The sequence below is a fragment of the Frateuria terrea genome (assembly GCF_900115705.1).
Classification (GTDB): domain Bacteria; phylum Pseudomonadota; class Gammaproteobacteria; order Xanthomonadales; family Rhodanobacteraceae; genus Frateuria_A; species Frateuria_A terrea.
The window spans coordinates 225,767-251,166 of sequence record NZ_FOXL01000004.1 but is presented as its reverse complement, the minus strand read 5'-3'; the positions used below and the strand labels follow the sequence as shown (position 1 = coordinate 251,166).

The window sequence follows — 25,400 nt, the reverse complement described above, 5'->3', positions numbered from 1 at the left end:
TCATCGCAAATTTGGGGAAGGGACGGGCGAAAGTGCGCGCAGGTAGGCAAAACTTGGGCGCCGGTTGCCTCGGCCGGGCTGATGCCTACCGGTAGACACGCAATTGGGACATGTAATGGGGTTGGGTTCTTTCGGTCAGGGCGGACTGTTCGCATGATGACCCTGTCGGTATTGGTGTTCGAGCTGGATTCGTACCGCCTGGGTCTGCCGTTGGCGGCGGTCGAGCGTGTAGAGCACGCATGCGAAGTGACGCCCTTGCCCGGAGCGCCGGCAGCCGTGCCCGGCGTGATCAACTTGCAGGGGCGTATCGCCGCCGTCGTCGACCTGCGACGCCGCTTGGGCCTCGTGCCGCGCCCGGTAGTTCCTTCGGACGCGTTCATCGTGCTGCAGCTGCCGCAACACCTGTTCGCGCTGCCGGCGGACGAAGTCGAAGGCGTGCAGGAAGTCGATCTGAAACACCTGGTACCGGCCGACACCCTCGTCGGCGGCCTCGCCAAAGTCCAGGGGGTGGTGAAAACCGCGCAGGGATTGCTTCTGATCGAGGATCCGCAGCAGTTCCTCGATGTGCACGACATGCGCGCGCTGGATGATGCTCTGGACGCGCAAACAGACAGGGGATCGACGTGAGCATCCCCTGGGACAGTGTCAGCGATGCCGTGGAACGCGTCTTCGGGTTGCATCTGCGGGAAGGGCGGCTGCCGGATCTGAAGCGCGCGTTGAAGGGCGCCGCGGCCGAGCTCGGCCATCCCGACTCCTCGGCGTGTGCCCAGCTTCTGCTCTGCAGGGACCTCGATGCAACCAGCACGGAAGTCCTGGCCAGTCATCTCACCATCGGCGAAACCTATTTCTTCCGCGACAGCGACGCGTTCACTGCGCTGTCCACGCGGATTCTCCCCGAGCTGATCGCAGCCCGCCGACGCGCGGGGGACCTGCGTCTGCGCATCTGGAGTGCAGCCTGCTGCACGGGTGAGGAAACATATTCCGTCGCCATTCTGCTCAATCAGCTGCTGCCCGATATTGCCAACTGGCAGGTGACCTTGCTCGGCACCGACGTCAATCCGCGGTTCCTGCGCAAGGCGTCCGAGGGCGTATACGGCCAGTGGTCGTTCCGCACCGTCGCGGAGGATGTGCGCGAACGCTATTTCCGCCGACTGGCGGGCGGCCGGTATGCGCTGCTGCCGGCGATCCGCCGCATGGCGACCTTCCAGGTGATGAACCTGGTCGACGAAAGCACACAGACCAACGTGCACCACGGCGCCTTCGACCTGATTCTTTGCCGCAATGTGTTGATGTACTTCACGCACGCGCAGGCGACGAAAGTGGTTGGCAACCTGCACCGCGCGCTGCATCACGACGGCTGGCTAGCGGTCGCGCCATGCGAGGCTTCACAGTCGCTGTTCAACCGATTCCAGCCGGTACACTGCAACGGCGCCATCTTTTACCGAAAGAACCGCCTGCCACCGCAATCGGAACTGCGGCCGCCAGTTGCTGGCAGCAGTTCTGTCCGAGCGGTCCGATCAGCGGCCGTCGCGAACTCGCCTCTCTGCAAAGATTCGCCGGCGCCCGCACTGCAGCGGCCGCCGGCCTCCGTGGGGCCGACCACGAAGAGCCCTGATGCGGGACTGACCGCGCAGGCCTTGGCGGCGCACGCGCGGGAGCTGGCCGACCAGCGCCGCATGAGCGAAGCACTGACGTGGTGCGATCGGTGGATCGACGCCGAGAAGCTCGATCCGGATGCGCATTACCTGCGCGGCATGATTCTCGCCGAAAACGGCGACGTGCCGGCAGCGTGCGCCGCCTTCGAGCGCAGCCTGTTCATCGCGCCCGATGGTGTGATGGCCAGCCTCGCGCTGGCTGGTCTGGAACGCGACCGCGGGCGTGAGGGTAGGGCGGCCCGGCTCTATCGCAATATTCTGACGATGCTCGATCCGCTGCCGCCTGACGCGGGCATCGAGCACGCCGAGGGTGTTACGGCACGGCAACTGGCCGCGCTGGTCAGGGATCTTCTCAAGGGGAAACAGGCGTGAATCCGCTCGAAAAACCCGACGCCGCTGCTCGCGCCGTGTTGCGCACCCGTGCGCAGCAACTAGCGCGCGTGCCAGCCAGCCAGCCCACGGATGCCACGGTCGACGTGCTCGAGTTCGGCCTGGCGTCGGAACGCTATGCGCTTCTGGCCAGCAAGGTGCACGACGTGCAGCCGCTCAGGGAACTCACTCCGCTGCCCTGTACGCCGCCGTTCCTGCGCGGCCTGGTCAACATCCGGGGGCGGCTGGTTCCCGTGATCGATCTGAAGAAATTCTTCGAACTGCCTGAGCGTGGCATCACCGACCTGCACAGGGTGTTGCTCTTGCGCAACGCCGAGGTCGAGATCGGCCTGTTGGCCGATACCATCGAAGGCGTCTTCGCCCTAGGTACACACGACATCCAGCCGCCACCGGCCACGCTCGCGGGCATCGCGGCCGAATACATCACGGGCGTGACGGCGGAGCGTCTGGTCGTACTGGACGCCGACGCCATCCTGGGCGATCCGCGTCTGGTCATCGAGGAGGAGGTCATTTCATGAACGACGGGCGCCACGTGAGGGGACTGCCATGAGCTGGTTCAACAATCTCAAGACCGGTACGAAGCTGGTACTCGGCCTCGGGCTGATGGTGGTGTTGCTGGCGGTGATGTGGGTCACCGCGCAACGTGCCATGGCGGCGATCGTGCAGAGCCGTGCCGTCGCGGTCGAGGCGACCTCGCTCGAAGCGTCGCTCAATGCCGACCGCGCGGTCGTCCTGACGCTGATTTCGGCAGGGGACGCGGCCATGCGCGACAGCCTGTTCGACGAGGCTGCGGCGAACGGGCGTGAGGCGACCGCCAATCTGGCCGACATGCGGGCGATCGCGCAGAGCGAGCCCGACTTGCGCAACCTGATCGATCAGTTTGCCGAACAGTACCGGGCGTATGCGCAGGTCCGTGACGGCCAGACCCTGGCGCTGCTGCGCAAGGGCCAAGTCGATGCGGCGCGCGGCGTCTCGCTGGGCGAGCAGAACCGTCGCTACCTTGCCTTGCGACCCCTCGCACACAGCCTGTCCGATCAAGCGTTGGCGATCGGCACGGGCCAGGCCAAGAACGCGCGCACCACTTTCGTCGTGGTGGGCGTGTTGGCGGTGATCGTCGCCCTGTTGACCGGCTGGTTGCTGACCCGGGCAATCTCCGACCCCCTCCGCTCGCTGACTGCGGCCGCCGAGCGCATTGCGGTCGGCGACTTGCCACCAGAGGAAACCGTACTCGTCCGCGGCGACGAAGTGGGCGCGCTTCACCAGGCCTTCGCCCGCATGGGGCGCACGTTGCGGCAGATGGCCACGGTGGCCGGCAGCATTGCCGAGGGCGACCTGCGTGTGCGGGTCGAACCCCAATCGGAACGCGACGTGCTAGGCAAGGCGTTTGCCCTGATGGTGGAGAATCTGCGAGGGCTCACGCGCGAGTTGCACGAGGGCATCAGCGTGCTGAGCACTTCGGCGACCGAAATCTCCACGTCGACCAGCGAGCTTGCGGCGAGCGCCACGCAGACCGCCGCGGCCATCAGCGAGACCACCACTACTGTGGAAGAGGTGCGGCAGACGGCCCAGATGTCCAGCGAGAAGGCGCGCGCGGTCTCCGATTCGGCGCTGCGAGTTGCTTCCGTCTCGGAAGAGGGACGCAAGGCCACGGATGACGCTGCGGCGGGCATAGCACGCATCCAGCAGCAAATGGAACTGATCGCCGAAAGCATGGTGCGTCTGAGCGAGCAGAGCCAGGCGGTCGGCCAGATCGTGGCCACCGTCGAGGACTTGAGCGGCCAATCCAAACTGTTGGCGGTGAACGCATCGATCGAGGCGGCCAAGGCCGGCGAACACGGCAAGGGTTTCGCAGTCGTTGCGCAGGAGGTCAAGAGCTTGGCCGAGCAATCCCGCCAAGCCACCGCACAGGTACGCAGCATCCTGGGCGACATCCAGCAGGCCACAAGTGCGGCGGTGCTGGCGACCGAGCAGGGCAGCCACGCTGTCGCCGAAGGCGTCAGGCAGTCCACGCAGGCAGGGCACTCCATCCAGGCGCTGGCCGGTAGCGTCGGTGAAGCATCGCAGGCGGCGGTGCAGATCGCGGCGTCGAGCCAGCAGCAGCTGGTCGGCGTGGACCAGGTGGCCACGGCCATGGAGAGCATCAAGCTGGCCAGCGCCCAGAACGTGGACAGCGCCAAACAGATGGAATCGGCGGCGCACGGGCTCAAGCTGCTGGGCGAGAAGCTCAGGCAGATCGCCGTGGGTTATCGCGTGTAACGATGAGTCGACACGAGGCCGAGTTCCTGCAACGCCTGCGCGCCGCCTTCCTGGTGGAGGCGCGCGACCACCTGCTCGCCATCGGCACAGGCCTGCTGGCGCTGGAGAAGGGCGCTTCGCTCGCCGAGCGCGGTACCCAGCTCGAGGTCGTGTTCCGTCATACACACAGCCTGAAGGGAGCGGCCCGTGCGGCCAGCTTTCCGCGCATCGAATCGATCTGCCAGGCGGTGGAGGAGATCTTCGCAATCTGCAAGCGGCGCGGCCGGGTGTTGTTGGCTCCCCATTTCGATGTATTGCATCGGGCCTTCGACCTGGTGGGTAGCTATGTCGACGCTGGCGGCCACCTGGAACCGGGCGCGTCCCCTGATGCGGGGACAGCGGTGCTGGGCGAGCTTCAGGCGATTATCCGTGGCGATCCGGGCGTCGAGTCGGCGACACCGCCTCTCTTGCCCGCGAGCGGGGACCTGCCGCCTGCTGGCGAAGCCCTAGTCACGTCTGAAAGCCATGGTGGCATTCGTGGACCCCGGCCTGCGATAACCGAGACCGTCCGTGTCCAGACCCCGCGCCTGGATCGCGTGCTGCTGGCGGCCGAGGAGCTGTTGACCGTCAAGCAGGCCCAAGGCGAACTGGCCGACGAGCTGCAACAGCTGGAAGCGCGCTTCGGCGTTTGGTCCAAGCGATGGCTGGCGGCGCAGCCTGCGCTACGCCAGCTGCGCGGCCTGGCCACAGCGCAGGAGGCAGTTGCCGCAGCACCGGCAGCCCGGACCTTGGAATTCCTCGAATGGAGCTATGGCTACGTGCGCTCGCTGGAAAGCGCCGTGCGTGCGCTTGCGCGCTCGGCCGCACGCGGCGGTCATCTTGCGAGCCGCCAGATCGACGAGTTGTTGGAGGACTCCAAATCGCTGCTGATGTTGCCTTTCTCGGCGCTGACCGAGACCCTCCCCAAGCTGGTGCGCGATCTGGCGCGGGATCAAGGGAAAAAGGTCGACCTGGAGGTGTCCGGCGAGAACGTGCAACTGGACAAGCGGATGGTCGAACTGCTGCGTGACCCGCTGATACATCTGGTGCGAAACGCGCTGGATCACGGGATTGAGCCGCCGGCCCGCCGCAAGGCCGCCGGCAAGGCCGACCGGGCCACCCTGACGATCCGGGCGCGACTGCTGCACGGCAACCAAGTCGGCATCGAGGTCGTCGACGACGGTGCCGGACTGGATCCGCAGCGTCTTCGTCAGGCGGCCGTCCGGTCGGGCGTGGTGAGCGAGGATTCCGCCGGCCAGCTGGATGAGGGCCAGGTGCTGGAGCTGGCATTCCGCTCCGACGTCTCCACCAGCCCGATCATTACCGAGATATCGGGGCGCGGTCTCGGCCTGGCGATCGTGCGCGAACAGGTGGAGAAACTGGGTGGCCGGATTGAAGTGGAAAACCGGGCACCGCATGGCGCGTGTTTCTCGATCGTGCTTCCGCAAAGCATGACGACCCTGCGCGGCTTGTTCGTGGAAGCAGGCGGTCAGGTGTTCGTCATCCCCAGCGCCCACGTGGAAAGGGTGACACGGGTTCTGCCTGCCGGCCTGAAGACCGTCGGCCGACACGAAACGGTAACCATCGACGGCCAGGTCGTGCCGGTGGCACGCCTTCACCAACTGCTGGAAATTCCTGCCAGCGCACCACCGGGGGCGCTATTGCCGGCCGTGCTGGTCGGAGGCGGGCAGCAACGCCTGGCGCTGCTCGTCGAAGAGGTCCTGCATGACGAGGAAGTGCTGGTCAAGCGCCTGCAAAGGCCGCTCGTGCGCATCCGCAACGTGGCGGGAGCGACCGTGCAGGCCTCGGGCAAGCCGATCCCCATCCTCAACGTGGCCGATCTGATCAAGTCGGCCAGGGGAAACGGCCGGCAGGAAACACGAGTGGCAGTTGCCGGGGCGGAAGGCCGGGCGCTCGCGTTACGGGTGCTGCTTGCCGAGGATTCCATCACCTCGCGGCTGCTGCTCAAGGGCATCCTGGAGTCGGCCGGCTGCGAGGTGAAGGCTGTGGCCGACGGTGTCGAGGCGTTTACCGCGTTGCGCAGCGAAGCGTTCGATCTGCTGGTCTCCGACATCGAGATGCCACGGCTGAACGGTTTCGACCTCACCGCGCGTGTTCGCGCCGACCGCAAGCTGGCGGACCTGCCGGTGGTCCTCGTGACTGCACTTTCCCGGCGCGAGGACCGAGAGCGGGGTATCGACGTGGGGGCGAACGCATACATCGCCAAGGGGAGCTTTGACCAGCGCGAACTGCTGGAAGCCGTACGCCGGCTCGCCGTCACGCGAGAGCCGACGTGAGCCCAGGACCTATTCGCGTCCTGATCGTGGACGATTCACAAGTCACCCGGATGCTGTTGGCGCACCTGATCGAACAGGATCCCTCGTTGCAGGTCGCCGGCGCGGTGGGTCGTGGCGACCAGGCCGTCGCCTTCGTGCAGGCCAGCCCGCCGGACGTCGTGCTGATGGATATCCACATGGACGGCATGGACGGCTTCGAGGCAACGCGCACCATCATGGAGAGCCGCCCCGTCCCCATCGTGATGTGTTCGGCGGTCACGGACGTGCATGCCGTGGCAACCGCCTTCCGTGTCTACGAGGCGGGGGCGGTCGCTCTGGTGGAGAAGCCAGTGGGCAGCGAACATCCCGACCACGCCCGCCTTGCGAGGGAACTACTGCAGACCCTGCGCCTGATGTCCGAGGTCAAGGTGGTCCGACGTTGGGCGCGCAAGCCGCTGTCCAAGCCAACTCTGCAACCGCCGGCGCCTTCATACGGCATCGAGTTCGTGGCTGTCGGTGCCTCGACCGGCGGTCCCCCCGCGTTGCAGACGCTCCTGGGCGGATTGGACAAGGACTTCCCGGTTCCCATCGTCGTGGTCCAGCACATCAGCGCCGGGTTCCTGCCCGGCCTGTCCGAGTGGCTGGGGCAGACCACCGCCTTGCAGGTGCAGATCGCCGCCCACGGGATCGAAGCGCGTCCAGGGCATGTCTATCTCGCGCCCGATGACGCTCACCTCGCCGTGGGCGAGAAGCGCAGCCTGCGGCTGGAGCGCGGCGTTCCAGAAAACGGCCTTCGGCCCGCCGTCGACCATCTGTTCCATTCCGTCGCAAGATGTTGCGGACACCACGCAGTAGGTATTCTCCTGACGGGCATGGGCAGAGACGGCGCAAGGGGGCTGCAGGCGATGCACGAATTGGGCGCGACCACGCTCGTGCAAGATAAGGCCAGCTCGGTGGTGTTCGGAATGCCGGGTGAAGCAGTGGCTCTGGGGGCCGCAAGCCAGGTACTGCCGTTGGACCGGATCGCCGACGCGCTGCTGCGCGTAGTCAAACCACACTCCGAGTCCAGGGCGACATCGTGAACAACAGTCAGATGGGCCGTGAGGCCGTCCAGATCCTCGTTGCCGAGGACAGTTCCACGCAAGCATTGAGCCTGCAGTATCTGCTGGAACAGCAGGGGTACGGCGTCACTGTATGCGAGAACGGCCGCTTGGCGCTGGCCGAGGCAAAACGACGCAAGCCGACCTTGGTCATCAGCGACATCGTCATGCCGGAGATGGACGGTTACAGCCTGTGTCGTGCGTTCAAATCCGATGTCGATCTGAACGATGTCCCGTTCCTGCTGGTGACCACGCTCAGCGATCCGGAGGACGTGCTGCGCGGACTCGAGGCAGGCGCCGACAGCTTCATCCTGAAGCCTTATGACGATCCGTTCCTGCTCAATCGCGTGAGCTTTGTCCTACTGCACCAGCGTATGCGACAGACCGACCGCGCCGAAATGGGCGTAGAGATCACTTTCAAGGGACGCAGGCATTTCATCACCTCAGATCGACTGCAAATCCTCAACCTCCTGCTATCCACCTACGAGGCTGCCATCCAGCGCAACGACGAACTGCGTCGGTCGGAAGAGGAGCTACGCGAGGCCAACAACGCGTTGAGCGCGGCCAACGCGCGACTGGAGGAGGAGATCCGCCAGCGCCAGACGGTGGAACGCCAGCTGGCGGCTGCCAAGCAGCAGGCCGAGGCGGCCAACGAGGCGAAGTCCGCCTTCCTGGCAACCATGAGCCACGAAATACGCACGCCGATGAACGGCATCGTCGGCATGGTGGACGTGCTCGCGCACGGGCAGCTGTCCGAATACCAGGCCGACGCGCTGCGTACGATCAAGGATTCGGCGTTCGCCTTGCTGCACCTGATCGACGACCTGCTCGACTTTTCCAAGATCGAAGCCGGCAAGCTGGAGCTGGAACGCACGGTGGTAAGTCTCTCAGAAGTAGCCGAAGGCGTATGCGACACCCTCAGTGCGCTCGCCGACCGCAAAGGCGTGGACCTGTTCGTATTCGTTTCGCCAGACGGTCCGTCGCAGGTTCTGAGCGATCCGGTGCGCCTGCGCCAGATTCTCTACAACCTGGTAGGAAACGCCATCAAGTTCAGCGCCGATCGCCCCGAGCAGCGAGGTCGCGTCGAGGTCCGCGTCGAGTTGGCGAGCGAGGATCCGCTGCAGGTCGCGTTCATCGTCAGCGACAACGGGATCGGTATCTCGCCGGAAGCGCGTGCGCATCTGTTCGAATCGTTCCGCCAGGCGGAAATTTCCACCACGCGACGTTTCGGGGGCACCGGGCTGGGCCTGGCCATCTGCAAGCGCCTGGTCGACCTGATGCATGGCACGATCCAGGTCGAGAGCACGCTGGGTTCCGGCACGATATTCACCGTGAAGGTGCCTCTGGAGCCGGCCGCGGACGCGGGCGCACTGGCGCTGCCGAACCTGTCCGGCGTGGACTACGTCGTCGTTGGTGGATCGAACGCGCGTGCGCACGACCTGTGCGCCTACCTGGGGCATGCAGGAGCGCGGGTGATCCTGGCTGCCGATCCTGACGAGGCCGTGAGCTTGTGCATGAGGATGGCCGCGCCGATCGTGGTGCATGGTGGCATCGACGAATCGCGGCGGAACGAATGGATGGCGCGCTTCGATGCCTTGCCGCACGTGCGTCATCTGCTGGTATCGAGGGGACGTCGCCGCGTGGGAAGGTTGACGGGCGCCGGTGTGATAACCGTGGACGGCAACTCGTTGCGTCGGCGCTCGCTGCTCAACGCGGCTGCAGCAGCTGCGGGGCTGGCCTCGCCTGCAACGGAACAATGGCGCTCGGCCAGTCAGCCCGAGCTCGAGGTGACCGCGCCGACCATTGCCCAGGCGCGCGCACGCGGCCAACTCATCCTCGTCGCGGAGGACGACAGTACCAACCAGAAAGTGTTGCTGCGGCAGCTCAATCTGTTGGGCTACGCAGCCGAGCTGGCCAGCAATGGCGAAGAGGCTCTTAGCCTGTGGCGCCGCGGCAGCTATGCGATGCTGCTGACAGACCTGCACATGCCCAAGATGGATGGCTACGCCTTGACTGCGGCCATCCGTCGCGAGGAGGCGGGGCAGGGGCACTTCCCCATCGTTGCGTTGACGGCAAACGCGCTTCGCGGTGAAGCAAACCAGGCATTCGCAGTCGGCATGGACGATTACCTGACCAAGCCGCTTCAGCTACCTGCATTGCGTGACGCGTTGCAGAAGTGGTTGCCACAGGGACGTGGCGAAGACGTGCCCGCGGACCACCCACAGTCGTCAGCCACGCCCGCGCACGCCCGCGAAGTGCTCAATCTCAATGTGCTCAAGGGGTTCATCGGCGACGACCCCGTGCCGTTGCGGATGCTACTGGAAGACTTTCACGCCGCCTTGCTGGCGGGAGCCGCCAGCATCCGTGCGGCGGCGACAACGGGGGACTACAGCGAGGTGGCCGCACTTGCGCATCGCCTGAAGTCCTCCTCGCGCAGCGTCGGCGCGATGGCGCTTGGTGATGCCTGCGCAGAACTGGAAAATGGCTGCCGCCTTGGCGATAGCGCCATTGCCTCGGCTGCGGTTGGCAGCTTCGAGACCGCTGTCGAAAACTTGTTGCCCCAGCTGCAAGAGCACTTGAAAAAGGACGATTGAAGGTCTGACGACGCGAGCGGAAGCGAACACCACTTGCCTGGAAGGGACACCGATGAAAATCCTCCTGATCGATGACGATCCGTTCGTCCTGAAGTTGCTCTCGATCCAGTTGCGTGCCTTCGGCCTGGAACGCCGCGGCTTTGTCGATGTCGTTTGTAGCGAGAGTGGGCGGGCCGGCCTTGACCTGCTGGAGCAGGATCCGCGAGTCAAGCTGGTGTTCTGCGACCTACAGATGCCAGAAATGGATGGCGTGGAATTTGTCCGCCACCTCGTTCGACTGGGCTACGCCGGCGGCTTGGTTCTTATCAGTGGAGAGACGCCTCGCACACGGCAGGCGGTTGAGCAGTTGGCTCGTGCCCATGGACTCAACGTGAGTGGCACGCTGGGCAAGCCGGTCAGCTCGGAGTCGCTGCTGGAGGTGCTCGATGCAAGCATTCCGGCAGGCAAACCGCCGCATACGGCCCAGCCGACGCCCGCCTACACCCCGGCGGATCTGCAGCTCGCCATTCAACACGGCGAACTGCTGAACCATTACCAGCCGAAGGTGGATCTGGCGACGGGTAGGGTGATTGGGGTGGAAGCCCTGGTGCGATGGCAACACCCGCAGGACGGCCTGGTGATGCCCCACCACTTCGTACCGATGTCGGAGGAACATGGTCTCGTCGGCTACCTGGGCGTCGAGGTGATGCGGGAAGCATTGCGCGACCTCCGTCGCTGGCTTGATGCCGGACATCAGCTGGACATGGCGGTCAATGTCTCTCTCGGAAGCGTTTCGTCGCTCGACTACCCCGACTTCCTCGCCGAACAGGCTCACGCTGCTGGGATACCGCTGCATCGTCTCATCCTCGAAATCACCGAAAGCCGCCTGATGGACAACCCGCAGGTGCAACTCGATGTGCTTACCCGGCTTAGGCTCAAGCAGGTAAAGCTTTCGATCGATGATTTCGGCACGGGTTACTCCGGCCTTGCGCAGCTATGCGACCTCCCATTTGACGAACTCAAGATCGATCGTGGCTTCGTACACGGATCGAGCAGGAACCCAGCTCTCCGGGCCATCCTCGACGCAAGTCTCGGTCTGGCTCGCGAACTCGGCTTGCGCACCGTCGCGGAAGGTGTAGAAACCCAGGAAGACTGGCAGCTTCTCCAAGCTTCAGGCTGCGACATGGCGCAGGGTTACTTCATAGCCAAACCCATGCCAGGGTCACACATGGACGACTGGCTCGCGGCCTGGGAAGCCCGACGGCGCATGCTGGTAGGTGAAACCCTTTCCTCGGGCCAAAGTTAAATCGGTCGGTGAAACAACCGCTGCGGGCTCGCTGCCACAAACGCCTTACGAGGGCTTCAAGGAAAAGCACTTCGAAGCTGCGGATCCGGAAGGGGCGTCAAACGGCGCACGGGCGACCAACCCTGTCGCTGTGGCCCGAACCACGGGTGCGCGATGCAGCGCCGCCGAGTGATTAGGCCAAGTTATCGCAAGTAGAAATCCCATAGGGCAGGAGCCGATCGAGGAGACCATGGCATGCCGCGCGGAATCACCCAGGACCAGGTCAACACCGCTGCCGATGCCATCCTCGGCGCCGGCGAGAATCCGACCGTCGAAAAAGTGCGCACTGAGCTCGGGACTGGCTCGCCCAACACGGTGACGCGCATGCTCGACGTGTGGCGTAGCCACCTCGGCGAACGATTGCGCCAGCTCAGTGCCTTGCCGGATCTGCCGACGCCGGTGGGGCAGGCGATGATGACGTTGTGGCAGCTGGCCACCGAGCACGCGAGCCAAGCGATCGCCGGGCGCTTTGCCGAGGAGCGGGCGGCGCTGGAGACCGCCCGGAGCGCCTTGGCCACCGAACGCCAAGACTGGACCACCCGCCTGGAGGCGACAGAGACTGATCGGGCTGTTGCCCAGGCGGCCAAGGATCTAGCCGAGCACGCCTGTGCCACCCTGGATGCGCAACTGCAGGACAGTCACGCCCTTCGAACCGACCTCGTCCGACAACGGGATCGCCTGCAGGCGCAGTGCGATCAGCTGGCGACAGAGGTCCAAGGGTTGCGAGCTCAATTTGCGGAGCAACAGCAGGCCGCAGCCGAGGGGCGCGCACGCCAGGAGGCATATGTGCGCAACCTCGAGGACCGTGCCCACCAGGAAGTCGATCGGCTTCGACAGGATGCCAAGCAGTGGCAGCAACGGTTGGAGGCCACCGAACGGACGCATCGGGACGCCGAGACGACCCTCAAGAACGAGCTTGGCGCGGTGCGCGACCAGCTGCGCAGCGCCGAAAAGGAGATCGCACGCCATGTCGGACAGATCGCGGGGTTAGAGAAGGCCCTAAGCAAACAGGCTCAACCGAAACCCAAGAAGGCACGCCAGCCCGGCCGCTCCCAACGAACAGCAGGCGCCAAGAAGGAGCGGACCTAAATTTTGGCAAGCAGACCGGCGGAAACCTCCTCATCGTACGAGCGCCCCACGCCGAGCCCCATGGAGAGCCTGCGATTCAAGCGGGCTAAATCACAGGATTAGTTGGGGAACCTGCTGTCAACAGATGACGCGGTTACATGGGGTGACGCGCTTAAGTAGCCAGGTGACACGGTTAAGGGGACGACGACACGGGCGGTGTCGTTGCCCAGTTAATTATGTCCAGTCAGCGTTACATAGCTAAAACAGCTATTTAGAACACTATGCTGTCCGTCGGAGTTATGCAGCCCGACAAAACCGGACACGATTAAGCGGCTAAAACGTAAACGTTGACATATTAAAGCGGGCGTCCTCAGCAGCACACGGTGCATTGCAGAACATCGATCTCGTTCCTCACAAGGGGGGGCGATTCTGCGCATGCGGCTTCTCACCGCTGCCACCTCCCTCCATCCACTACTAAAAGCGCGTCCTTGGTAGAGCCGCAGGGCCTGCCAAGGACTAGCTCGCGGCTAACTGGCTCGTTCTGACGCCTGGCGGGCGGACCCAGTGCAATTTCCCATGACTAAATGACCATTATCGGGCGCCCAAGATCATCATATTGGGCGCCCAATTATGATTTTTTGGGCAGCGCTTATAGTTAAGCGCGCAGAAAAAGTCTCTTCTGCCTAACCCTGGTTATTGAACGAGGATATTTTTTATAGTCTCATCAAGCTCGCTGGCCCTCGCGCGCCGGGCGATGGCCTGTGCTCGTTTGAGGCGACGCATGCCCGGGAATGAGCCCGCAGCCGGTGGTCAGAGCTAAGGGACAGGATCACTGCGTGTGTCAGACAGGCACGCGCTTCCCGGTGCGATGACCAGGCCCGAAGGCCCGTGGAACTCTGCCCCCAGGGGTTAACCCATTCGGAGGAGACTCAGCCATGACTTAGCCCCTAGACCGACGGTTTTACGGGCTTTGAAATAGAAGAAGGTCCCGCACGCCAATGCGAGACCTTCCATGTAAGGCGGTTTAGAGTAGGCCGCGCATCTATCTTCAAAGCTCCCAAGGTGCATGTCAAGCCAGCGCGGCTGTTTGCTCAGCCTGCGACGGGCGGCATGTCCGACGGTCCGGCCCTGTGGGGCCGCGACGAGCCCGTGAAGCCACGGGCTCGGGGAGATCGCTATGAGTAAATACGTACCCGGCAGCCGCTGGCTGCTCAATGACCGTCTCGTCGAGGTAGACGGTCCTCTTTCGCTCAACCAGGTTCAAGTTCGCGACATAGAAACCGGGCTCTTGCAGTCCGCGGCTCACGCCGAGCTGACACTGGAGCCCACGGAGAAGACGAAGGGGCAGCTGACGAACATCATGAAGGCGGAATGGGACCGTGCGCTTGCCATGGCGCGGGCCTTTGCACCCCATACCGCGTCGGCCTCCCTTCCCCAGGACGTCACCAGGGAAGTGGCCGAGCGGTTCGGTTTTTCCGAGCGTCAGGTGCGACGCTACCGAAAGAGATACCAGGTAGTGCCACTGGTCACCACGCTCGTTCGCGCATGTGGGGGGCGACCGCGAGGGGCGCACCTGCTTGAGCCTCGAGTGGAGGCCCTGATCCTGCATGTGATCAACAAACATTATGCCTGCAGGGAACGCGCCTCCAAGCAAGAGATCTGCGAGCGAGTGCGGCTTCTGTGCATACGCTTGAAGTGGGCGCCACCCAATGCCAAGACCATTAAGGCGCGTATCCAAGAGCAGGAGGGGTATCCGCTAGCGCGCAAGCAGCTCGGCCCCAAGAGTGCTCGCCAGCGCTTCGAGCCCCGTCCCGGCAAACTCGTTGTTGAAACCGCGCTCGCTCTGGTTCAGATCGACCATACGCTGGCCGACTTGGAATTGATCGACGCCGTGGACCCTTCGCGCGTGATCGGTCGGCCTTGGTTGACTCTGGCCATTGATGTCGCCACCCGAGTTGTCCTGGGCTACTACCTAAGCATGGATGCGCCCTCGGCCGTCTCAGTGGCCATGTGCATTGCGCACGCGATGCAACCTAAGCCTGAGGATCGTCTTTCGCCGGGTCGCTGGCCGATGTATGGCAAACCGGTGTGCATCCTGGTCGACAACGGCAAGGATTTCCGCAGCCAAGCCCTGCAGCGTGGCTGTGAGCAGCACGGTATCGAGTTGCGTTGGCGCCCGGTGCGTACACCGCACTATGGCGCCCACATTGAGCGGCTGATGGGCACCTTCATGCGCATGGTCCACACGCTGCCGGGGACCACCTTTAGCAACGTCAAAGCCCGCGGCGACTATCCCAGCGAGGCAAAGGCCTGCTACACCTTGGAAGACTTTCGGGGTTGGCTGGTGGAGCGTATTTGTCATACCTATCACGTCAGTCGCCACCGGACGCTTGGTGAGCCGCCGTTGATTGCATGGGAGCGGTCCTTCAGGAATGAAGACGGGACTTTCAGAACACCACCGTTGCCCGCGGGCGCGGACACGCTCCGGTCGGACTTTTATCCGTTCGAGTACCGCCGTATGCAGCGCACCGGCGTGCAGTTTCGATGCTCGCGCTATTGGAACGACGCACTGGCCCCGTTCGTCCATCCCGAGCGGCAGCTGGCAGTCCATTACCATCCCAACGACGCTTCGAGGGTATGGGTTCGCACGGAGGAGGGCGCCCTGATTGAGGCGTTGCCTGTTGCCGGTCGTGCGGTGGCAGAGCAGCGACAGGTCACACTCAGTGCCCAAGACATGGAGCGGCTCGATGCGTTGAAGGCGGAAGGCTATGCAGAGAGCGACGCGATCAAGGAGAGGGCACAAGGCCGAGCACGTCAGCGGTCTTCGTCGAATCCTCAGAAGCGCAAGGCAGCTGGTGCCGGCGCCAGGCCTTCATCGACACGCGAGCGTCCCAAGCCGCCGCTCAACCGCGCCTCGATTAGCGTGGAGGTGCTCGACGTATGAGCACTTACTCTCACCTAACCGAACTGGCGCGACAACAACTTGAGCTACCGGACAACAAGCGCGTCGAGACGCTTTTCCACGGGCGCTTCATTGCTCACGAGCGGGTCGCGGAAATCATCCACCATTGCGAGCACCTGATGCACAAACCCCGCGGGACACGGCCGGTGGGGCTATTGGTCTTCGGGCCCAATGGCTCTGGCAAGACTGCACTAGGGGATGCGCTTCAGCGCCGTAACGCCTCGTCAGGGGCCACCCTCAACCAACCCGCGACACAGCCCACACTTTGCTTTTCCATGAGTGGTGCCCGTGAGGCAAGGGAGGTCTATACGCGCTTGTTGTTGGCCCTCAGATGTCCTCACATCCGAACGCTCACGGGCGATCAGCGGCGAGAGATGGGGCTGACATTGGCCAAAGCGGCTGACCTGCGTTTGCTCATCGTCGACGAAATCCAGGATGTGCTTCTGACGACACCGCGTCAGCAGGCGCTCGCGTTATTGGCTGTCAAAGACATCATGAATTCCCTCAAGGTGCCAGTACTCGCGTTGGGCACCGAAGACGCCCGGATATCGCTCGAGGCGGATCAACATCTCAAAGCACGGTTCAAGATGCACAAGTTGCCCATCTGGCAGTGCGACGAGTACCTAGGGAATTTCCTTTCTCTCTACGAAGCCACCCTTGCCCTAAAGAAGCCCTCGCACCTTTGCGGTCACCTGATGATGAAGCTCATCGTGAAGGAGACCGGGGGCCAACTGACGGAGATCGTCGAGCGCCTCCAGTATGCGGCGGCGCTTGCCGTTGAAAGCGGTCAGGAACGCATCACCCAAGAGCTCTTCCGCGAGGCCGAATTTGCGATCCCCAAGACCGACTTGTCGGAGTGCCAAGGATGAACCGGGGGCACCACACACCGGAAGGTGCGGACACCCGCTGGTGGATCGCGGGGCCGGGGCAGGATGAGTCCTTACGCTCTATCGTGGAGCGCGCCGAGCGCTTGTATGGTGGGCCAGGTGACGCCTTTCGACGTCGACTTAAGCCTCGCGCGACAGTGCCCGAGCGCGAAACCGACTTAGACTCGCTTTCCTCTCGGGAACTTTGGGTCCTGGCTCATACTGTGGGCGTTGCGCCGAGCGACCTTTTTGCTCACCGCTTGGCCGATAGCCCTTGGCTACTGCATGCGTTGCAGCGCCGGGCCTATTGTCCGGTTTGCTGGAAAGAGGACCACCGTGCAGGTCGCCCACCGGGATTTCGGCGCACTTGGGCTGGCGTGTTTGTCTTGAGGTGTCCCGACCATGACGTGTCGCTGCATTGGCACGCGCCTCATCAAAGCATCGACCTTGCCCTGAACGTGCCGTTGCGTCCGCGGGGCAGACGGGCTGCTCGCTTGGTTCGCTTGATCGACGAATTTGCCCGTCGTTTCGAACGCGCCCTGCGCGGGTCAGAGCCTTGGCCGCCTCGTTGGCACGGAAACCCCTCCACGGCGCGAGCGTTGCTTATGCGTTGCGCGGCCAACCTCGGCCGTGTTCCCGAGTTGCCACCGTTTTCCAGCGTGCGCGGGCCACCGGTGCTTGGGGGCTTTGTAAGTGTGCCGACCCGCCGAGTGGAGCCGTTGGGTGACTCGCCTTGGGAGTGTGTGCGCGCTATGGGGCTGCCGGCTTGGCGGCGGGCGGCACTGTGGATGGTCGCGTCTTACGTGGTTCCCGCACTCAAGGACACGGATCGGCCGGAAGGACTACCTGCCCGGCCCTTCGCGGCCATTGATGCGCAATGGGCGGGGATGGAACCGCATGCGAGAGGTTTGCGCAGAACGCGGCGTTATCGGGAGGCACTGCAAGCGGCCTGTCGACGTTTCGAGGAAATGGAAGGAGGCCCACCTTAGATAGGCCCAAGATGCCAACACACTGCTCTTAAGAAATTGCCGCCCTCGCCGATAGGAAGGAAGCGCTGCGTCAAGGACGATTGGCATGATCGAACAACTCAGTACCCTACCGGCGTGGGTGCCTGCGATCTTGAAGCTCGCAGGCATCTTGAGTGTCCTAGTTTGGTTGCGCGTACGTAGCGGTTCCGACCATGTATTGCGGAGCCGCGTGTGGTCCCTCGTGCAAGGCCGACCCCAAGCGGGTGATCCAGTTATCCAAGGCTTCCTCGCGCAACGCAGCACGTTGATGCAGTTCAGGGTCGTTACCGGTGTACGTGTCCCGACAGTGGTACATACCCATCGATTGCTGGCCTGGCTCGACGAGCACGAAGAGGAGGTGGGTGAGGTCGCCCGTTGTGGTGATCACTTCGACGTTCGGTTACCCGGGCTAGTGCCTCGACTACCCTCCAAAGCATGGCTGGTCTTTGTGACGCTGGTTTTTCTCGCGTGTGCCGGCATCACCATGCTGGCAGGCCTGACTATGCTGTCCGACCGGGGGCTCGTCAGCGTGCGAGGTGGAAGCGGGGCGATGATCTGGCTGGCAACCAGCGATGCGAGCCGGTGGGGTAGCTTCGAGCACTTCGGGCCGGCCGACTGCGATCAGCGCGCTCCTACGGCCATCGGCGCCCGTGTTGGCCTGCCAGCGAACGAAGTGGCTACTGTGTGCCGCTGGTTTACCGATCGCAACGTGCCCCGGCAAATCCGCGCCACGGTCCGTCAACAACGGACCGCGTTGCTCATTATCATCGCGCTCGCCTTGGGTTACGGTGTACCGGCCTTCAGCGCATCCACCACCGCGAGGGCTGCCAGAGCCATGCGGGCACGGTTGGATCGGCGGCGCGCCTCAAGCTCGGCCCCTATGGAAGAACAGCGCACCCTGGAACCGGCGGGGGTGTCGACCGGCGTCTCGGTTGAGGTTGGAGTAACGGGCTCATGAGGACAAAACACGTGCACGCTTGCCTTGCTGGGCAAGGCCATGTTTGATCTCCCCGTGCAGCTAGGCGAGAACGAGGTGCAGGGCGCGATCCGCGCCTCGCTGGAAGTGTATGCCGAGCGCCGTGGCATCACCGCCCAATTTTTCGAGCCTTACGCCAACCAGCAGGGAGGCGGTCCGGGCCGCTTCGCAGCTGACCTGGTGGGCGTGTTGGACAACGCACGCATCCTCATGCTCGAGATCAAGGCTCTCGATGTACCGCACTACACGCTCGTGCGCTTCAACGCTTCCCAGCACGCCACCTGCCTCGCGCTGGAAGATGCGGGATTGCCCCTCGCCTATGCCTTCAATGGAACCGAGCATCTAACCTATTACGATCGACTTCGAGCGCAAAGTTGGCCCTTCGACACGTTAGCGGCTATCCACCGAGCGCTACCTTCGCAGTTGCCCGGCCGCGTTCCCGCTCGGTCGCATCCGTCGCTCCTCCACTGGCTGGAGTCCGGGCAGGGGACGAATGTTGCCAGCGAACTGGGCGGGTTGCTCGGCGCTGGCGTCACCCGGCCCCGCGCCTGGACGAACGCCGCCCTGACACTTGTCTACTCCACGGCCGCGGACAAGCTATTGAGCTTTGGGCCCAACGATGCAGAGGGGCTCGTCAGCTCACTGTGGTCACTCGCCGAGGCGAACGAGCACTACCAGTCGCTGCTGCTGCCCTTATTCGAGAAATTCGAAAACACGCTCGCGGTTTCGCCCGTGGAGGATGACGCTGATACGGACTCGCCCTTCAGTCCACCACGGCCGCGCGGGCCACGTCCGTAGTCCTTGTAACCCAAGGCACATCGGGTAGAGCAGGCCGCCAGTCCTGTACCGTTCCCGTGACCGATGCGTTCGCGTGGGGATCCAAGCAGGGGGGGTAATTCTGCGCAGGTCCAAGCGTCATAGGACGCTTCTTCTGCTGCGCGGGGCAGTGGATCGCGCTAGGCTGCAGTGCCTGAGAAAGACCACAGCCACCGGCAGGCTCCCTATGACACCCACCGACCCGTTCGCCTGGCTGGATGATGCGTTGCGTCAGGAGATCTTGGCTGCACTGCATCCGGGCGAGTCCTTGCAATCCTTCGTTACCGCCGCCGCGCAGCGGCAGCTCGCGCATCGGCGATGTCGTCGCGAATTCCTGAGCCGAGCCATAGCCTCCAGTGCCAATGCCCAACAAAGCGGGCATTACATTCCTGCCGGCGACGTCCTAGCTCGGCTGGAGGGCATTCTGCAGTCGGCAGCCAATCCTTTGCGGCCTGAGCGGTGACTCCCACGCTGCAAGACTTCGCGGAAGCCGCCAAGCGCAGTGCCGCTGCGGAGCAGCAGTTCCTGACCGCGTTGCTGGACGCAACGGTCTATGTCCACGTTCCGGCCACGCCGCCTCCCTCAGGACGCCTGCAGCTTCTCCAGTTCACCCGTCCGGACAATGGGCAGATGGTGTTGCCCTTCTTCAGCGACCAAGCCAAGGCCCAGCTTGCGGGCTTGGGGCAGGTCGGGGTGCAGGCACTACCCGCGCGCCAGCTCCTGGAGCTGACCCGGGGCGCCACTCTCATGCTCAATCCCACCGACGAGGGCTACGTCCTCTATCCGGAGGAAATCGCAGCGTTGCTGGCCGGGCAACCCATCGGCAGTTTCACCACCGAGCACACGACCGAGGATGAGAGAGTGGGCATCGCTACTCCCAGCGTGCCCACCGAAGCATTGCGCACCGTGCTCGCCGCTTACTGCGCGACGGAGCCGCTGATTACGGCCGGCTACTTGGTCCAAGTGCACCGCGGGTCCAACTTGGAGGAGGCGTCACTGCTGGTGGACCTGGTCGTTCCCCAAGCGGCGGCGGAGCGTGTGACACGGGCATGCATTGCGGCCGTGCAGCCCGTCGTCTTCTCGCTCGCGCTACCACTTCTCTTGACGTGCCACGACCTCGAGGAGCCGCTTTGTTATGAGGGCTCAGCTTGCTTTTACCGCGCAGAGTAGGTGTGGCGTTCGTAGGAGCACCCCGAACGTCAGGCGTCCCCTCGCGGTGGTGGCCGACAAGTTGGGTAGCGAACCGCGGCCGTGGTTTGTGACGGCCCCGCTCTGGCGGGGCCGTTTTCTTTTGGTCGCGCCCCTCTCAGGGCTAGGCTGGGTGGTCGAGAGCCCGGATGAGCTCCTCGAAAGCGCGTTCACCCCAGCCGGTGAGAACGTCATGGAGTGCAGCGCTTAGGTGTGAGCGCGGCAATGCCCGAATGCGGCTGTACTGGGTATCCCATCCTTTGGCGATGGCAATCTCGCCGCGTTCGCGGGTTCGCTTGAGCATCATCGCTGTGACCTGTGCTCGCGAGACCGGAAATTTCGTACGGTAGTCGTTCGCCGATTGGACGCCACTGTAGATGTAATACCAGCATTTGCCGACGGAGCAATGCTCGAGCAACTCCCTAAAAAGAGCACGTGCGTCAGTCGCATTGGGAGGGTCGAGATTTCGTTCGTCAGCCAGGTGCTCCATATACGCAACACATTCTTCAACCGCGAGATCTCTCGATAGCGTTTCCGCGTGGGAGTTCCAATGAGCCGGCCAATCGCCTCGAGCCAGATCCCTGAGGTCTCGCTGGAGGGCAAGCGTGTGAGGCGACACTAACCAGTGCACGCGCCCAAGGTGATAGCGGAGGGTCCCCCCATCCACCACAAAGGCACTCTGGGGCGTGCAGTCTGCGATTCGGATGATGCCTTTCCTGACCAAGCCGAACAGTGCCGAGCAAAAGCGGTCGGTCGGCTCGAAGGGGATTGAGCTGTTGTCAAACGGCGTCAACGTCCATGTGGAATGGTCCAATTCACTGGCGCGCAGCAAAGCAAGAAGGCAAGCGGCTTCCACCAGGGAAAGTTCCGCAGCACTGAACGGGTGTTGGCCAAGCGGAGGGAAGGCCGATAGTTCTCGACGAACAAAAGCTTGCTTGTCGGTGGCGGCCTGCTGTTGCTTGGCCCGCGTGAGAGCGGCTCGTACGTGGTCGCGGGTCTTGCTCCATTCCTCGCTCTCACCGGCACGCTCTTCGAGTGCGGGCAGCATGGCCTCGATGGCCTCTGGGTTGGCTCGGGCAGCGTGGACCAGGGCCAGGTTCCAGTAGGCAGACCGATGATCAGGATTCTCATCGAGAACCGCTTCATACATGGCCCGCGCTTGCTCATAGTCCCCCAGCTCGTGGCGTGCAAGGGCACCATAGAAAAGTGCGCTTTCGTCGTTTTCCGTACGCGCCGCAACGAAGTCGGCAAAGCGCTTGAGCTCCCCGTAGCACTTTTTCCCGTACAGAACGGTAGCCAACTTTCCAAGCAACAGTTTTCCGTTGCCGGGCTGTTCGGAGTCACCCGAGGCAAACCCTTCGGCAATCCCTTCCATCAATTCGCTCAGTTGCTCAGCACTGAGCTTGTCGAAATCAAACTCATCCAGTTCCGCGTACGCGCCTGCCGTTCGCTCGGCATAAAGGCAGTGCTGAGCGAGCGCCTCGCCGGCGCCGTAGAAGTCAGCTTCCTCGGAGGTCATCAGAACGCTGGCGACCGTCCCGGCCGCCCAATCGGGTGCAAGGCTGGACCCGAAGGCGGCGATGACTTCTCGGGCGTCCGCGTCGGCATCGTTCACAAAAATGATGGTGCGCAACGCGTTGAGTAGCTCCCAATGAACGCGGTCATTCGTCGACAGAGAGTTTGCCACCAGCGGATCGAGATATCCGGCGCCAAAGTCGGCTTCGTGAGTCAAACGACTTAGCCACATCATTTCGTGTGTTGGGGAGTACTCCGTTGCGCTTCCGTCCGACCAGTAGGCTTCGATCAGCCAACTGACCGACCTGCGAATGGCGTCCTGATCTTTGAGGTGGACCGCAAGTGCCAAGTGCAGTTTGGCAGCAAAGAGAACTAGCCTTTGGGTGTCATGCCGCGGCTCGTCAGCAAGTGAGCGCAGCTGATCGGCCACCCTGCCGACAGATTGGAGCGCAAGAGCTGCGGTGTCGGGGGCGCCCGCCACGGCACGGCGAAAATCCACATAGGCCCGCAATAGCGTCAGGCCCATCGCGAAGGTGGGATCGTCCTCCCGGCACAGCTTGCCGTCGAAGACATCCAAGGCGGCATGGGCGCGGTCGTAACGGAATAGTGCGATTGCTGTCTCGAACGCCTCTTCGACGTAGTCATCCCAAGGCTCTTCGGGCATTTCATCGAACATCGTATCCAGCGCGGCCGCTTCCGGTCGGCCCAATGTGCGCAAAAGCAGGACGCGCCACAGAAGCATGGCGGGAGACTTGTATAGACCTAGCGCTCGCTCAGCCACGGCGAGCGCAGCTTCGCGGTCGTTGTGCCAATCGTTGAGGTCTTTGTAGGCAAAAAAGGCAAGCAACGCCGGCTCGTCGGCCTGGAGCGCACGCTTCACGAGCTGAGACACCTGTTCGCTGCGGGCTCGCGCCTCCACTCCTTTCGGTCCGAAGCCGCCACGCAACTTCGGACGCCCCCAACCGCCTGCGACAACCACGGCAAGCATCGCCAGTTCCGACGAACTCGAGCCGCACGTTTCCGGCGTTAGCAGGCCTTCGGCCTCATCGAACTGATCCAAGGCCGCCAGACACCACCCCCGTTTTGCGCGGACGTGGTCGGTGCATGGTGAACAGGCTGCGTAGGCCTCTGCCGCCGCTTCGAATTCGCCGCGGGAGAAGTAGTGATCCCCTTGTTCCTCGGGTGTACCGCTTTTCTCACCCATCGGGCGTCGGCGGCGCCACGCATCGAGGCAGGCTTGCAGCGAATAATCCGTCACGTCGAAGGCCATCCAGGTCGAGGTTCGGGCGGTTATCACCCCCGACGCCTCCCAGAGGAACGGGGCAACCACCGCACCCGATCATATCCCTCGCCGTAGGGGCGGTGCCGGCCCGAGCGCTGCTCTTGGGGTGCCAGGAGTGAAAGCAGCCGTTGCACCTCAATCCAGGCTAAACGGACCTGTACGTCCCTTTGGTCGTGGCGCGCCCGTTCACATTTTTCGGTTTGGGCTTCCTTGCAGGCGCCTTTCTTGCGGGGGCGGGAAGCACTTCACACGCGACAATGAGACGTTCGGCGTAGAAGAACGCCGCTTGCCGTACCCTGCCCTGGGTGAAATACAGCAGCCAGAGGAGGGCCATGCACACCGCGGTGAGCACAGTCGCCACTTCCCCGGCGCTCAGAACGGATTCCAGATCGGGAGCCGCAGCGACGCGCTGTTCGAATGCCACAAGACCGTGCCGAAGGAAGGTCCAAGCAATGACGGCGCCGCAGATTCCTAACCCGAGCCACCTCAGCCCGTAACCATTACGGCGGTACCCGTAGTTGACGTTGGCGCCGAACAAAAGAGCGAACTTCTTCTTATCTCGCGTCGCCTCTCTCAACCAGGTGCAGCCAGCCGTATACACCTCATCGGCAGCGGCCGGGTTGGCCCGCTCGTCTGCTGCCGACGGGAAGTCGGTTTTGATCTTTTTCGCCAGAAACGCGTGGTAGCGGCCTTTGGTCACCGCGTCGAACACGTCGTTGCGGTGGCGCAACACCTGGGTGCTTGGCGGACCGCCCCAACGCGCCGACAACTTTTTTTCCTTCGCCTTGCCCAGGCTCCGCGCCACATCAGCGAGCAGGTACATGACGCCCACGGTGACCGCGAGGCTGGCCAGGCTCCAAAGGCTCCAAAGCTGGCTTGAATACAGGGCAACGGCCATGACCATGGCGGGCGCCAGGCATAGGAACGCCGGCGACAGACGTGCCTGGCGCTCGTAGGGATCGAGCACCAGGGCGGCTTTGGTCATCCAATTGCTGGGCAGGCGAGGGGTCATTCGTCACCCTCCTGAGCGAAGGGCACGTAGCTGAGCGCACCGTAGCCCTCACGAGGAGGCATGCCCACACGAAATCGTATGCGGGTGCCCTTCGTTTGCGCGACTTGGAAGCCGCGACGGATGAAGGCGTTGGTCACGGAGCGCTTCGGATGCTTGGGTGCCTTCTTGGACGCGGACACGAAGGCCATGCGGGTGGGCCGGTTAGTCTCAGGCACAGGGCAGCCAACAATGCGGTTGAGTACCTCGGTCGACACGTTATGGCGGCCACCATGGTGGGGGATCTGGACAAACGTAAGTTGCGCCGGCAACTGGATACCTTGCGCTGCCGCGAAATCCGCAGCGGCCGCGAGTGATGCCACCCCCGCGTCTCCGGTCAGTAGGTAACCCCGGCGGTCGTAGTGCGCGTAGAGAATGGCGCTGCTCTCGTTTTCTGCGCTCGTGCTGACGTTGCTTGGCAGGTACTCCGATTCCCAGGCGCTGTTCTGGTCTTCCATGGTGATGCGTTCGGCCGTTTCCAGCACGCTTTCCACCTTAAGTTGGGGCGTCTTTTCAAACGCCGGCACCAGCTCATGGATGTAGCGGGTCCTGCCAGGCGATAGCACCTGAAAGATGCCCACCGTGGTGCCCGCGAACGGCTCATACACGGGAATGTTCCGCTTGAGCGCGGCGTGCTCCAAGCGGTACGCCGCGCTCATTTTCTTCTGCAGGCGTTCTCGCAGGCTGGTGTCGGTCATGCGTCCATCGTGGAAGTACTGCCGAATCTGCGTGGAGTACTCCCAAGGGCGATGCATCCACACCTCGCCCACGGAGAGGTTCTCCACGAGGTGGACAAGCCCTGCGGCGTGATCATTGTCCGGATGGGAATTGACCAGGTAGTCGATGTGGTCGGTGCCGTAGTACGTGCCGATGTGCTCAGCCAGCTTGCGGCCGTACTCCGCCGTGCCGCCGTCGTAGACCAGGACACGGTGCGTATCCCCCTCGCGCCACCGCATCGCGATCGCGTCGCCGCAATGCTCGCCGTCGCCGACGGGCAGGAAATCAATTTCGAAAGCGTAAGTCATCGTCCCATCTCATACTTGCTGCTGTAGAGGCGAG

Annotated in this window: 19 protein-coding genes; 16 read left to right on the top strand and 3 right to left on the bottom strand. The window is 63.4% G+C overall.

The features are described from left to right. The first annotated feature begins 153 nt into the window (after nucleotides 1-153). The 16 genes from BMZ38_RS07725 (at nucleotide 154) to BMZ38_RS07650 (ending at nucleotide 20,478) form a co-directional block, all read left to right on the top strand. Nucleotides 154-627: a chemotaxis protein CheW gene (locus BMZ38_RS07725; RefSeq protein WP_175483714.1), complete on the top strand. Its 474-nt coding sequence runs from the start codon at nucleotides 154-156 to the stop codon at nucleotides 625-627. Then, the gene (locus BMZ38_RS07720; protein ID WP_175483715.1) at nucleotides 624-2,027 is read left to right on the top strand and encodes a CheR family methyltransferase; all 1,404 of its coding nucleotides are present in this window, start codon (nucleotides 624-626) and stop codon (nucleotides 2,025-2,027) included. The genes BMZ38_RS07725 and BMZ38_RS07720 overlap by 4 nt, the downstream gene beginning before the upstream one ends. Then, complete coding sequence (locus BMZ38_RS07715; RefSeq protein WP_091336057.1) at nucleotides 2,024-2,563, top strand: chemotaxis protein CheW; 540 nt, start codon at nucleotides 2,024-2,026, stop codon at nucleotides 2,561-2,563. Before BMZ38_RS07720 ends, BMZ38_RS07715 begins: the two co-directional genes overlap by 4 nt. A 28-nt stretch (nucleotides 2,564-2,591) precedes the next feature. After that, complete coding sequence (locus BMZ38_RS07710; protein WP_091336055.1) at nucleotides 2,592-4,301, top strand: methyl-accepting chemotaxis protein; 1,710 nt, start codon at nucleotides 2,592-2,594, stop codon at nucleotides 4,299-4,301. 2 nt (nucleotides 4,302-4,303) lie between these two features. Further along, entirely contained in the window at nucleotides 4,304-6,616 is a 2,313-nt protein-coding gene (locus tag BMZ38_RS07705) for a hybrid sensor histidine kinase/response regulator (RefSeq protein ID WP_091336054.1), read from the top strand. Then, on the top strand, nucleotides 6,613-7,677 hold the full coding sequence (gene cheB, locus BMZ38_RS07700; protein ID WP_091336052.1) for a chemotaxis-specific protein-glutamate methyltransferase CheB: 1,065 nt from the start codon (nucleotides 6,613-6,615) through the stop codon (nucleotides 7,675-7,677). The genes BMZ38_RS07705 and cheB overlap by 4 nt, the downstream gene beginning before the upstream one ends. Then, the gene (locus BMZ38_RS07695) at nucleotides 7,674-10,289 is read left to right on the top strand and encodes a response regulator (protein WP_091336050.1); all 2,616 of its coding nucleotides are present in this window, start codon (nucleotides 7,674-7,676) and stop codon (nucleotides 10,287-10,289) included. Before cheB ends, BMZ38_RS07695 begins: the two co-directional genes overlap by 4 nt. Before the next feature lie 52 nt (nucleotides 10,290-10,341). Beyond that, entirely contained in the window at nucleotides 10,342-11,574 is a 1,233-nt protein-coding gene (locus BMZ38_RS07690; protein ID WP_091336048.1) for an EAL domain-containing response regulator, read from the top strand. Between the two features lie 234 nt (nucleotides 11,575-11,808). Then, nucleotides 11,809-12,702: a DNA-binding protein gene (locus tag BMZ38_RS07685; RefSeq protein ID WP_091336046.1), complete on the top strand. Its 894-nt coding sequence runs from the start codon at nucleotides 11,809-11,811 to the stop codon at nucleotides 12,700-12,702. 1,156 nt (nucleotides 12,703-13,858) lie between these two features. Next, nucleotides 13,859-15,625 carry a Mu transposase C-terminal domain-containing protein gene (locus BMZ38_RS07680; RefSeq protein ID WP_091336044.1) on the top strand — a complete coding sequence of 589 codons (1,767 nt, stop codon included), beginning with the start codon at nucleotides 13,859-13,861 and terminating at the stop codon, nucleotides 15,623-15,625. After that, on the top strand, nucleotides 15,622-16,512 hold the full coding sequence (locus BMZ38_RS07675) for a TniB family NTP-binding protein (RefSeq protein WP_091336041.1): 891 nt from the start codon (nucleotides 15,622-15,624) through the stop codon (nucleotides 16,510-16,512). Before BMZ38_RS07680 ends, BMZ38_RS07675 begins: the two co-directional genes overlap by 4 nt. After that, nucleotides 16,509-17,498 carry a TniQ family protein gene (locus BMZ38_RS18190; RefSeq protein ID WP_091336039.1) on the top strand — a complete coding sequence of 330 codons (990 nt, stop codon included), beginning with the start codon at nucleotides 16,509-16,511 and terminating at the stop codon, nucleotides 17,496-17,498. Before BMZ38_RS07675 ends, BMZ38_RS18190 begins: the two co-directional genes overlap by 4 nt. 85 nt (nucleotides 17,499-17,583) lie before the next feature. Next, nucleotides 17,584-18,474: a DUF6216 family protein gene (locus BMZ38_RS17545; RefSeq protein ID WP_139202407.1), complete on the top strand. Its 891-nt coding sequence runs from the start codon at nucleotides 17,584-17,586 to the stop codon at nucleotides 18,472-18,474. 39 nt (nucleotides 18,475-18,513) lie between these two features. Next, complete coding sequence (locus tag BMZ38_RS07655; protein WP_091462050.1) at nucleotides 18,514-19,290, top strand: hypothetical protein; 777 nt, start codon at nucleotides 18,514-18,516, stop codon at nucleotides 19,288-19,290. A gap of 205 nt (nucleotides 19,291-19,495) precedes the next feature. After that, on the top strand, nucleotides 19,496-19,771 hold the full coding sequence (locus tag BMZ38_RS17540) for a YlcI/YnfO family protein (protein WP_139202408.1): 276 nt from the start codon (nucleotides 19,496-19,498) through the stop codon (nucleotides 19,769-19,771). Next, nucleotides 19,768-20,478 carry an SseB family protein gene (locus tag BMZ38_RS07650; RefSeq protein ID WP_091336032.1) on the top strand — a complete coding sequence of 237 codons (711 nt, stop codon included), beginning with the start codon at nucleotides 19,768-19,770 and terminating at the stop codon, nucleotides 20,476-20,478. Before BMZ38_RS17540 ends, BMZ38_RS07650 begins: the two co-directional genes overlap by 4 nt. A 142-nt stretch (nucleotides 20,479-20,620) precedes the next feature. Here BMZ38_RS07650 and BMZ38_RS07645 read toward each other — a convergent pair whose 3' ends face one another. From BMZ38_RS07645 to BMZ38_RS07635, 3 genes are all read right to left on the bottom strand, one after another. Further along, a complete protein-coding gene (locus tag BMZ38_RS07645; RefSeq protein ID WP_139202409.1) occupies nucleotides 20,621-23,215 on the bottom strand; it encodes a tetratricopeptide repeat protein in 2,595 nt (864 codons plus the stop codon). Between the two features lie 223 nt (nucleotides 23,216-23,438). Continuing rightward, nucleotides 23,439-24,305: a hypothetical protein gene (locus BMZ38_RS07640; protein WP_175483716.1), complete on the bottom strand. Its 867-nt coding sequence runs from the start codon at nucleotides 24,303-24,305 to the stop codon at nucleotides 23,439-23,441. Beyond that, nucleotides 24,302-25,366, bottom strand: coding sequence for a ComEC/Rec2 family competence protein (locus BMZ38_RS07635; protein ID WP_091336028.1), 1,065 nt, complete (start codon nucleotides 25,364-25,366; stop codon nucleotides 24,302-24,304). Before BMZ38_RS07635 ends, BMZ38_RS07640 begins: the two co-directional genes overlap by 4 nt. Nucleotides 25,367-25,400 lie beyond the last annotated feature (34 nt).

Coding starts and splice junctions, on each gene's coding strand:
- BMZ38_RS07725 (WP_175483714.1), top strand. CDS start 154: ATGATGACCCTGTCGGTATTGGTGTTCGAGCTGGATTCGTACCGCCTG.
- BMZ38_RS07710 (WP_091336055.1), top strand. CDS start 2,592: ATGAGCTGGTTCAACAATCTCAAGACCGGTACGAAGCTGGTACTCGGC.
- BMZ38_RS07705 (WP_091336054.1), top strand. CDS start 4,304: ATGAGTCGACACGAGGCCGAGTTCCTGCAACGCCTGCGCGCCGCCTTC.
- BMZ38_RS07690 (WP_091336048.1), top strand. CDS start 10,342: ATGAAAATCCTCCTGATCGATGACGATCCGTTCGTCCTGAAGTTGCTC.
- BMZ38_RS07685 (WP_091336046.1), top strand. CDS start 11,809: ATGCCGCGCGGAATCACCCAGGACCAGGTCAACACCGCTGCCGATGCC.
- BMZ38_RS07680 (WP_091336044.1), top strand. CDS start 13,859: ATGAGTAAATACGTACCCGGCAGCCGCTGGCTGCTCAATGACCGTCTC.
- BMZ38_RS07675 (WP_091336041.1), top strand. CDS start 15,622: ATGAGCACTTACTCTCACCTAACCGAACTGGCGCGACAACAACTTGAG.
- BMZ38_RS18190 (WP_091336039.1), top strand. CDS start 16,509: ATGAACCGGGGGCACCACACACCGGAAGGTGCGGACACCCGCTGGTGG.
- BMZ38_RS17545 (WP_139202407.1), top strand. CDS start 17,584: ATGATCGAACAACTCAGTACCCTACCGGCGTGGGTGCCTGCGATCTTG.
- BMZ38_RS07655 (WP_091462050.1), top strand. CDS start 18,514: ATGTTTGATCTCCCCGTGCAGCTAGGCGAGAACGAGGTGCAGGGCGCG.
- BMZ38_RS17540 (WP_139202408.1), top strand. CDS start 19,496: ATGACACCCACCGACCCGTTCGCCTGGCTGGATGATGCGTTGCGTCAG.
- BMZ38_RS07645 (WP_139202409.1), bottom strand. CDS start 23,215: ATGGGTGAGAAAAGCGGTACACCCGAGGAACAAGGGGATCACTACTTC.
- BMZ38_RS07640 (WP_175483716.1), bottom strand. CDS start 24,305: ATGACCCCTCGCCTGCCCAGCAATTGGATGACCAAAGCCGCCCTGGTG.
- BMZ38_RS07635 (WP_091336028.1), bottom strand. CDS start 25,366: ATGACTTACGCTTTCGAAATTGATTTCCTGCCCGTCGGCGACGGCGAG.